At 70.9% G+C, this 8,701-nt stretch carries 10 protein-coding genes; 9 read left to right on the top strand and 1 reads right to left on the bottom strand.

Annotated features, from left to right (window positions below; all coding sequences use genetic code 11):
* Positions 1-30: 30 nt before the first annotated feature.
* The 4 genes from B8460_RS07555 to B8460_RS07540 all read left to right on the top strand — a co-directional run bounded on the left by B8460_RS07555 (position 31) and on the right by B8460_RS07540 (position 3,078).
* Entirely contained in the window at positions 31-312 is a 282-nt protein-coding gene (locus B8460_RS07555) for a His/Gly/Thr/Pro-type tRNA ligase C-terminal domain-containing protein (protein WP_084623311.1), read from the top strand.
* On the top strand, positions 309-1,364 hold the full coding sequence (prfA, locus tag B8460_RS07550) for a peptide chain release factor 1 (protein ID WP_048860971.1): 1,056 nt from the start codon (positions 309-311) through the stop codon (positions 1,362-1,364). Before B8460_RS07555 ends, prfA begins: the two co-directional genes overlap by 4 nt.
* Before the next feature lies 1 nt (position 1,365).
* Positions 1,366-2,265, top strand: coding sequence for a peptide chain release factor N(5)-glutamine methyltransferase (gene prmC, locus B8460_RS07545; RefSeq protein WP_048860970.1), 900 nt, complete (start codon positions 1,366-1,368; stop codon positions 2,263-2,265).
* 345 nt (positions 2,266-2,610) lie between these two features.
* Positions 2,611-3,078, top strand: a complete 468-nt coding sequence (locus B8460_RS07540) for a DUF4167 domain-containing protein (protein ID WP_373855736.1) — start codon at positions 2,611-2,613, stop codon at positions 3,076-3,078.
* 32 nt (positions 3,079-3,110) lie between these two features.
* On the opposite strand, the gene B8460_RS07535 is transcribed toward B8460_RS07540, so the two are convergent.
* Positions 3,111-3,983: an NUDIX hydrolase gene (locus tag B8460_RS07535; RefSeq protein WP_158322743.1), complete on the bottom strand. Its 873-nt coding sequence runs from the start codon at positions 3,981-3,983 to the stop codon at positions 3,111-3,113.
* Positions 3,984-4,070: 87 nt separating this feature from the next.
* On the opposite strand from B8460_RS07535, the gene B8460_RS07530 reads away from it, so the two are divergent.
* The 5 genes from B8460_RS07530 (at position 4,071) to B8460_RS07510 (ending at position 8,659) form a co-directional block, all read left to right on the top strand.
* Positions 4,071-5,924, top strand: coding sequence for an ABCB family ABC transporter ATP-binding protein/permease (locus B8460_RS07530; RefSeq protein WP_373855734.1), 1,854 nt, complete (start codon positions 4,071-4,073; stop codon positions 5,922-5,924).
* A 106-nt stretch (positions 5,925-6,030) separates the two neighbouring features.
* On the top strand, positions 6,031-6,330 hold the full coding sequence (gene rpmB, locus B8460_RS07525; protein WP_048860968.1) for a 50S ribosomal protein L28: 300 nt from the start codon (positions 6,031-6,033) through the stop codon (positions 6,328-6,330).
* Positions 6,331-6,490: 160 nt separating this feature from the next.
* Positions 6,491-7,489 (top strand): MBL fold metallo-hydrolase, encoded by a 999-nt coding sequence (locus B8460_RS07520; protein WP_048860967.1) that lies wholly within the window; start codon positions 6,491-6,493, stop codon positions 7,487-7,489.
* A gap of 53 nt (positions 7,490-7,542) precedes the next feature.
* On the top strand, positions 7,543-8,034 hold the full coding sequence (locus B8460_RS07515; RefSeq protein ID WP_052945169.1) for a cupin domain-containing protein: 492 nt from the start codon (positions 7,543-7,545) through the stop codon (positions 8,032-8,034).
* Between the two features lie 142 nt (positions 8,035-8,176).
* Positions 8,177-8,659: an SRPBCC family protein gene (locus tag B8460_RS07510; RefSeq protein WP_048860966.1), complete on the top strand. Its 483-nt coding sequence runs from the start codon at positions 8,177-8,179 to the stop codon at positions 8,657-8,659.
* Positions 8,660-8,701 lie beyond the last annotated feature (42 nt).

Here is an 8,701-nt window from a genome sequence, read left to right as displayed (position 1 = left end):
AGGCGCGCATGAGCATCGAGCGGCTGGACCATTACCGCGCCCGCGCCCGTCGCCGTCATCCCGGTCGACGCGGCGGCGGAGGATGCGGCGATCGGCGTGCTGCAAGGCCTGCGCGCCGCCGGGCTTCGGGCGGAGATGGCCTATCGCGGCAATCTCAAGCGCCGCATGGAACGCGCCAACAAGACCGGCGCCCGCGCCGCCGTCATCATCGGCGCCGACGACCTCGCCGCCGGGGTGGCGCAGGTCAAGGACCTCGCGACCGGCGCGCAATCGGCCGTCCCGCTGGCACAGGTGGCAGACCGGCTGCGATGAGCTTCGCCGACGCGCTGGAGCGTATCGCCGCCCGTGCCGACGAGGTGCGGGCGATGCTGAGCGAGGGCGTCGCCGGCGACGACTATGCGCGCCTGTCCAAGGAGCTGTCGGAGCTGGAGCCGATCGTCGCGCGCATCGACGAGCTGCGCGCCGCCGAGCAGGCCCAGTCGGAGGCGGAGTCGCTGCTCGCCGACCCGGAGATGCGCGAGCTGGCCGAGGGCGAGCTGCGCGACCTCAAGGAGCGCATCCCCGGCCTCCAGCACGAGCTGCGCATCGCCCTGCTGCCGAAGGACGAGGCCGACGAGCGTTCCGCCATCCTCGAAATCCGCCCGGCCGCCGGCGGCGACGAGGCGGCGCTGTTCGCGGCCGAGCTGTTCGGCGCCTATCAGAAATACGCCGCCCTGCGTGGCTGGCGGTTCGAGCTGCTGGAATACGCCGACAGCGACCTCGGCGGGCTCAAGGAAGGCATCGCGGAGATCACCGGCCGCGGGGTGTTCGCGCGGCTGAAGTTCGAATCGGGCGTCCATCGCGTTCAGCGCGTCCCGGCGACCGAAAGCCAGGGCCGCATCCACACCTCCACCGTCACCGTCGCCGTGCTGCCGGAGGCCGAGGAGGTGGATGTCGACGTGGACGAGGGCGATCTGCGCGTCGACGTCTATCGCGCCTCCGGCGCCGGCGGCCAGCACGTCAACAAGACCGAAAGCGCCGTGCGCATCACCCACCTGCCGAGCGGCATCGTCGTCGCCATGCAGGAGGAGAAAAGTCAGCACAAGAACCGCGCCAAGGCGATGAAGATCCTGCGCGCGCGCCTGTACGAGCAGCAGCGCGCGGCGCTGCACGCGACCCGCGCCGCCGACCGCAAGTCGCAGGTCGGCACCGGGGACCGCAGCGAGCGCATCCGCACGTACAATTTCCCGCAGGGCCGCGTGTCGGACCACCGCATCAACCTGACGCTCTACAAGATCGACCGCGTCATGCTGGGCGAGTTCGACGAGTTCATCGACGCGCTGATCGCCGAGGATCAGGCGGCCCGCCTCGCCGCCGAGACCTGACATGGGCGGCGCCGTCACGCGCGCCGCGGCACTGGACTGGGGCGCCGCCCGCCTCGCCGAGGCCGGGATCGACACGCCCCGGCTGGAGGCGCGGCTGCTGCTTGCCCATGCGCTCGGCGTCGATGCCGCCACGCTGCTCGCCGACCGCGCCGCGCCGCTCGCCGCGAGCGACTATCACCGCCTGATCGAGCGGCGGGCCGCCCGGGTGCCGCTCGCGTATCTGCTGGGCACGCGGGAGTTCTGGAGCCTGCCGTTCGCCGTCTCGCCCGCGACCCTGATTCCGCGTCCCGACAGCGAGACGGTAGTGGAGGCAGCGCTTGCCGCCGCCCCGGCGCCGCCATCCGGGCGCGGCCTGCGTGTGCTCGACCTCGGCACCGGCACCGGCTGCCTGTTGCTGTCGCTGCTGTCCGAATGGCCGGACGCCTGGGGGCTCGGCGTGGACGTCGTGCCTTCGGCCTGCGCGCTCGCGGCGGGTAACGCGGCGGCGCTCGGGCTGGCGGGACGCGCCGCCTTCCTCTGCGCGGACTGGGATGCCGCACTGCGCGGCCGCTTTGATGTGATCGTGGCCAATCCGCCCTATATTCCGCGCGACACCATCGCCGCGCTGATGCCCGAGGTCGCCCGGCACGAGCCGGCGAGCGCCCTGAACGGCGGCGCCGATGGTCTCGACCCCTATCGCCGCCTGCTGCCGACCTTGTCCGCGCTGCTCGCGCCGGGCGGGGTTGCCGTCTTCGAACACGGGGCGGATCAGGCGGCGGCACTTGCCGACCTGGCGGCGCGGTGGGGGTTCGACGCCGACCCGCGGCGCGATCTGGCGGGCCTGGCGCGCGCCGTCGTGCTGCGGCCGGCCGGCACGCCCGGGGAGGAAGGCGGAGGGACGGGCGGGGGGACGCAGGTGTGACCCGCGTGCCGCACCGCGGCGGAAGATGAAAAAACCGTTTGGCACGGTTGGGCGTGGCCGTTAGCTTCCAGAACGCGGCGGGCACACCGTGAGGGACAGTGCCTGCAAGCCCTCAGCCGGACGGCGCCCTCGGGATCGCTTCGACGCGGGTGTTGGCTGATGACCGGGGGATTGCCCGTATGGGGCGGACCCCGGACCAAAGCCGGTTAGGACAGACAGGCCTCGGGGCAATGCCTCTGGATGCGGGCCTCGCCGACAGCGTCGCCTCGTGCGGCGGGCCGATGAGGCGCGACCCCAGGACCCGGGCGCCGCAGACAGAGAAGGCGTGACGGCAGACGCATGAACATGAAACGGATGCGTGGACGCAACCATCGCAGCAATGGCGGTGGTGGCGGCGGTGGCGGTGGCATGCGCCATCACGGTGGCGGCATACCGCTCAACCGCAACCACGTCTTTGACAGCAACGGCCCGGATGTGCGCGTGCGTGGCACGTCCCAGCAGCTGTTCGAGAAATACCTCCAGCTTGGCCGCGACGCGACCAGCGCCGGCGACCGCGTGATGGCGGAAGGCTACTTCCAGCACGCCGAGCATTATTTCCGCATCCTCAACGCCATGAACCAGGCCGCGCAGCAGCAGTCGGGCAATGGCGGCAACGGGGGCGGGGCGCCGCGCCGGCAGGGCAACGGCGGCGACGAGCAGGGCATGCAGGCGGATTCCGACGATGGCGGGAGCGACGACGAGTCGATCCCCGGCACCGGCGATCAGCCCGACACCCGCGAAATCCCGATCGCCGCGGCGCCGCCCGAGGCCTGACGCCGGACGCTGCCGGTTACTGACGCCGCCGGCTACTCCCGATCGAGGGCCGCGCGGAGCATCGCGGCCGCCGGCCCCTCGATCAGTCCGCGCCGGACGAACAGGTCGATCAGCACGACGCTGACGTTGAACTTGAAGTCGTCGGTGTCGCGCACCGCCGCCAGCACGCGCGCGGCCGGCCACAGGGCGAACCACGCCGCCTCGCCATCCGCCGGGCGGGGCTCGAATCCGTCGGGCAGCGTCAGGTCGTAGCAATAGAGCCGGTCCCGGCGCAGACCCTCCGGCCGCTCCATCGCATAGGCGATGACCCCGACCGGGCGCGCGGCCGTCGCCAGATCGGGCGGGATGGCCGCTTCCTCCGCCGCTTCCTTGACCAGCGTGGCCGCGGGCGAGAGGCCGGCGGGAATGCCCCCCGCCGTCACGTGGTCAAGCTTGCCGGGGTCCGTCGGCTTGTCCGCCGCGCGCTTGGCGATCCAGACATGCAGCCCGTCGGGCCGCTCCACCAGGCCGTTGACGTGCACCCCGGACGCGGCGATGCCGAAGGCCGGCAGCGCGCCGCGGTCGATGGTGCCGAGCGAGGGACCGGCGTGATCGGCCCGGATGTCGAAGGCCTCCCCGCGCCGGCGGAGCGTCCCGTCCGCCCATAGCAGCGCGAGCGCGGCATCGAGCGCGTCCTGGCCTGCGCACGCGACCCGGCCGCCGGCGACCGTGAAGCCGTCCATGGTACGCAGACGATCGGCCAGCGCCGGGGCGACGAAGCCCACCTCGACGCCACCGAACACGAACTCCAGCCGCCGGCCGGGCAGCACGGCGGTCCGGCACGCCGCGATGTGGCGCAGGAACGGCGCGGCGTTGCCGGCGGGGGGAGCGGACGGGGCGGCGTCGGGGCGGGGATGGGCGGACATGACGGGCGTGGCGCATAGCACATTGTCACGCTGCCCCGGCATCTGTCCGTGCTTTGCAAGGCGTCCATGTGATGCCACATCGCAATCATGGCCCGCACCCTCCGCACGCACGGCGTGCCACTCGACGCCGAGGGCATGCCGCCCGTGCGCACCGCCTGGGCGACCATTCGGTCGCTGATCCCCTATGTCTGGCCGCGTGACGACCGGGGCGTGCGGCTGCGCGTGCTGGCAGCCTTCGGCTTCCTGCTGCTGGCCAAGGTCGCGACCGTCGCGGTGCCGCTGGTCTACAGCCGGGCCGTGGACGCGCTGGCGCCCAAGGGCGGAGAGGGGATGCTGAGCATCCCGCTGGCCCTGATCCTCGGCTACGGGCTGCTGCGGCTGGCGTCCGCGGCCTTCGCCGAACTGCGCGACGCGGTGTTCGTCGCCGTGCAGCAGCGCATCGTCCGGCGGGTGGCGATACGCACCTTCCGCCACCTGCACCGGCTGTCGATGCGGTTTCACATGGACCGCCAGACCGGGGGCCTGTCGCGCGCGATCGAGCGCGGCACGACGGGGATGCAGACCGTCCTGCGCCTCGGCGTGTTCAACGTCGTGCCGACGCTCGCCGAGATGCTGCTGGTCACCGGCATCATCTGGCGGCTGTTCGACTGGCGTTTCGCGCTGATCACGGCGGCGGCCGTCGCGTCCTATGTCGGCTTCACGATGTCCTTCGCGGCGTTCCGGGTGAAGATCCGCCGCACCATGAACGACATGGACAACGAGGCGAACAACCGCGCGCTCGACAGCCTGCTGAACTACGAGACGGTCAAGTATTTCGGCAACGAGGCGCACGAGGCCCGCCGCTTCGACGAGACCCAGGCGCGGTACGAGCGCGCCGCGGTGCGGGTGCAGGTCTCGCTCAACCTGCTCAACATCGGGCAGGCGGCGATCATCTCCGTCGCGCTGACGGTGCTGATGCTGATGGCGGCCCACGGGGTACGGGCCGGCACCATGACGGTGGGGCGCTTCGTACTGGTCAACACCTATTTGATGCAGCTGTATCAGCCGCTGAACTTCCTCGGCTTCGTGTACATGAGCATCCGTCAGGGGCTGGTGGACATGGAGCAGATGTTCCGCCTGCTGCAGGTCGGGCAGGAGGTCGCGGACGCGCCGGACGCGCGGCCGCTCCAGGCCGCCCCGGGGACCGCCGCCGCCGTCGCCTTCGAGGATGTGCGGTTCGGCTACCGCCCCGACCGCGAGATCCTGCACGGCGTCAGCTTCCGCGTCCCGGCCGGCGGCAAGCTCGCGATCGTCGGTCCCACCGGGGCGGGCAAGAGCACGATCAGCCGTCTGCTGTTCCGCTTCTATGACGCGACCGGCGGGCGCGTGCTGATCGACGGGCAGGACGTCCGCAGCCTGACGCAGGACAGCCTGCGCGCCGCCATCGGCGTGGTGCCGCAGGATACCGTGCTGTTCAACGACACCATCCGCTACAACATCGCCTATGGCCGGCCGGGCGCGACCCAGGACGAGATCGAGCGTGCGGCGCGCGCCGCCCAGGTGCACGAGTTCGTCCAGCGCCTGCCGCAGGGCTATGACACGATGGTGGGCGAGCGCGGGCTGAAGCTGTCCGGCGGCGAGAAGCAGCGCGTCGCCATCGCCCGCACGATCCTGAAGGACCCGCGCATCCTGATCCTCGACGAGGCGACCAGCGCGCTCGATACCCGCACCGAGCAGGATATCCAGTCCGCCCTGCGCGCCGCCGCGCGCGACCGCACCACGCTGGTGATCGCCCACCGGCTGTCGACCGTGGTCGATGCCGACCAGATCATCGTGCTGACCGACGGCCAGATCGCCGAGCAGGGCACGCATGGCGCCCTGCTGGCCCGCGGCGGCGTCTATGCCCGCATGTGGGCGCTCCAGGCCGAGCAGGAGGCGCAGGAGCAGGAGGCGGCGGACTGATCCCGCCGCGTCCGCGCCGCGCGCGGCCGCCCCCCATCTTGACCTTCCGCCCGGCGGCCGGCATAAGCCGCCACCTTCTCCGACCCTGATTCAGGATGGATGTGCGATGTCTCGCCGCTGCCAGCTTACGGGCAAGGGCGTGCTGACCGGTAACAACGTCAGCCACGCCAACAACAAGACCCGCCGCCGCTTCCTGCCGAACCTGCAGGACACGACGATGCTCTCCGACCTGCTGGGCGAGCGGGTGCGCATGCGCCTGTCCACCCGTGCCATCCGCACGGTCGAGCATAACGGCGGCATCGACGCGTTCCTCCTCAGCACGCCCAACCGGCGCCTGCCGGAAGAGGCGCAGACCCTGAAGCGGCGCATCCTGCGCGCCCAGGCCCGGCGCGCCGGCGCCGCCTGATCGCGGGCGGGGCGCATGTCGCCCCGCATTCCTGCCCCCTATCCGCCGCATGGCACGCCTGCCGGTCCCGCCGGCGGGCGCGTAATGATTTCACATGACGCCCTCCTGAACCGACGGTAACGTTTCGGCGACCGGCAAACGGTTCGGGAGGAAAGCAAAAATGCTGAAGCACGGTTCGCTGTCGCGCCGCCAGATGCTGGCGGGCGCGTCCATCGCGGCGGCTGGCGTCGCCGGCCTGCGCGTCCCGGCGGCCTCGGCCAAGATGCCGATGCAGACCGAGAATGCCCCCTATCTCTACCGTTTCATGCTCGGCAAGGCCGAGGTCACGGTGGTCTCCGACGGCGTGCTGCCGATCGGCGCGCCGGAGGGCGCGTTCGCGCACATCACCAAGGACGAGATCGACCGCGAGCTGAAGGAAAACTTCCTGCCGCTCAACAACGTGGTGCTGGAACAGAACGTGCTGGTGCTCAACACCGGCGACCGCGTGGTGCTGTTCGACACCGGCATGGGCAGCGTCAAGCTGTTCGGTCCGACCACCGGCCAGCTGATGAAGACCCTCGCCGCCGCCGGCATCAACGGCAAGGACGTGGACGCGGTGGTGATGAGCCACGCCCATATCGACCATTGCGGCGGCATCATGGCCGATGACGGCACCCGCAACTTCCCCAACGCCCAGCTCTATATCAGCGAGGCGGACTTCAACTACTGGACCGATCCGCAGAAGGTCGGCCCGAAGCTCAAGCCCTTTCTCGACCAGGCGACGAAGAACCTTTCGCCCAACAAAGACCGCATCCATTTCTACAAGGATGGCGAGGAGTTCCTGCCCGGCATCCACGCCATCGCCGACTACGGCCACACGGTCGGCCACACGGTCTTCATGATCGACCAGGACGGACAGCAGCTCTGCTACACGGCCGACATGGCGCACCATCCGGTGCTGCTGCTCGAACATCCGCGCACGCAGTTCGCCTATGACACCGATCCGGCGATGGCCGCGGAGTCGCGGGTGAAGGTGCTCGACATGCTGGCCCATGACCGCGTGCCGATCCTCGCCTATCACTTCCCCTGGCCCGGGATCGGCCATGTGGAAGCCGAGGGCGACGGCTACCGTTTCCTGCCGGCACCGATGCACCTCGGCGGCGCGCCGGCCCCGATCTGATCCGGCAGAACCGATACGCCGAAGCCATCCGGTGAACCCCTGGCGGCCGCCCCGTGCGTGGGGCGGCCGCCTACTGGAGCAACGACGCGATGCTGACCGCCACCGATCCCACGAAGCCGCAACTCGGCCGGCGCGGCTTTGCCTGCGGCCTGTGCGCCGCGCTCGCCGGCGCCGCGATCCTGCATGCGACGCCGGCGCGCGCCGCCTGGGGTGCGACCGGCCCCGACACGTTCCGCCGCACCCTGCTCGGCAGCCGTGACTATCCCGACGGCAAGCACATCGTGTTGCAGGCCAAGGTCGAGATCGACGCCAACGCGGTCATCCCGCGCCATACCCATCCCGGCATCGAATCGGCCTTCATCACCGAGGGCAGCGGCTTGCTCGTGGTCGCCGGCCAGGCCGACCGGCAGGTCGGGCCGGGGGATTCGTTCGAGATCCCGCCCGAGACGATCCACGGCGTGCGCAACGGGCCGGCGACGATGAAGGTGCTGATCACCTATGTCGTGGAGAAGGGCAAGCCGCTCGCGACCATCGTCCCCGACTGATCCGCGGGCCCGGCGCGGGGGCGCCCCGGGCGGGGTGGTGTGGCCGAACATCAAGCCTGTGGCCGATTGACCGCACCGGGACCCTGCCTCTAGCTTTCGCGCACGCCGCGCGAGGCCGTGCGGTTCAAAAGGGGGAGACACCATGTTCAAAGCCACGCGGCCGCGCGCCGCGCGCGTCGCCGTACTCGCGTCCGCATTCGCCCTCGCCAGCGTGCCCGCCTGGGCGCTGACGACGAGCTATCACGCCACGTCGACGATGACGCCGGCGGACATGTGGGCGAAGGTCGGCGACTTCTGCGGCATCGGCAACTGGCTGCCGCCGGTGCAGAAATGCACCCTGTCGGCCGACGGCAAGCAGCGCACGCTCAGCCTCAAGGGCGGCGGCGAGGTGGTCGAGGCGCTGGTGTCGCGCAACGACAAGAAGCGCACCTACACGTATCGCATCCTCAGCAGCCCGCTGCCGGTCGAGGATTACCGCTCGACCATCCACGTGGTCGCCAAGGGCAGCGGCTCCGAGGTGATCTGGAGCGGCACCTACAAGGCCAAGGGCGCCAGCGACGCCGACGCTGAGAAGACGATCGCCGGCATCTACAAGGCCGGCGTCGACACCCTCGTCGGCAAGTAGCAACGGCCCGCGTCGCGCCCGCGGGGACGGGCGCGACGCGAC

The organism is Acidisphaera rubrifaciens HS-AP3 (genome assembly GCF_000964365.1).
Classification (GTDB): domain Bacteria; phylum Pseudomonadota; class Alphaproteobacteria; order Acetobacterales; family Acetobacteraceae; genus Acidisphaera; species Acidisphaera rubrifaciens.
The sequence above is the reverse complement of the archived record's forward strand: the minus strand, read 5'-3'. Positions and strand labels throughout refer to the sequence as shown.

Coding starts and splice junctions, on each gene's coding strand:
- prfA (WP_048860971.1), top strand. CDS start 309: ATGAGCTTCGCCGACGCGCTGGAGCGTATCGCCGCCCGTGCCGACGAG.
- rpmB (WP_048860968.1), top strand. CDS start 6,031: ATGTCTCGCCGCTGCCAGCTTACGGGCAAGGGCGTGCTGACCGGTAAC.
- B8460_RS07520 (WP_048860967.1), top strand. CDS start 6,491: ATGCTGAAGCACGGTTCGCTGTCGCGCCGCCAGATGCTGGCGGGCGCG.
- B8460_RS07535 (WP_158322743.1), bottom strand. CDS start 3,983: ATGTCCGCCCATCCCCGCCCCGACGCCGCCCCGTCCGCTCCCCCCGCC.
- B8460_RS07530 (WP_373855734.1), top strand. CDS start 4,071: ATGGCCCGCACCCTCCGCACGCACGGCGTGCCACTCGACGCCGAGGGC.
- B8460_RS07510 (WP_048860966.1), top strand. CDS start 8,177: ATGTTCAAAGCCACGCGGCCGCGCGCCGCGCGCGTCGCCGTACTCGCG.
- prmC (WP_048860970.1), top strand. CDS start 1,366: ATGGGCGGCGCCGTCACGCGCGCCGCGGCACTGGACTGGGGCGCCGCC.
- B8460_RS07540 (WP_373855736.1), top strand. CDS start 2,611: ATGAAACGGATGCGTGGACGCAACCATCGCAGCAATGGCGGTGGTGGC.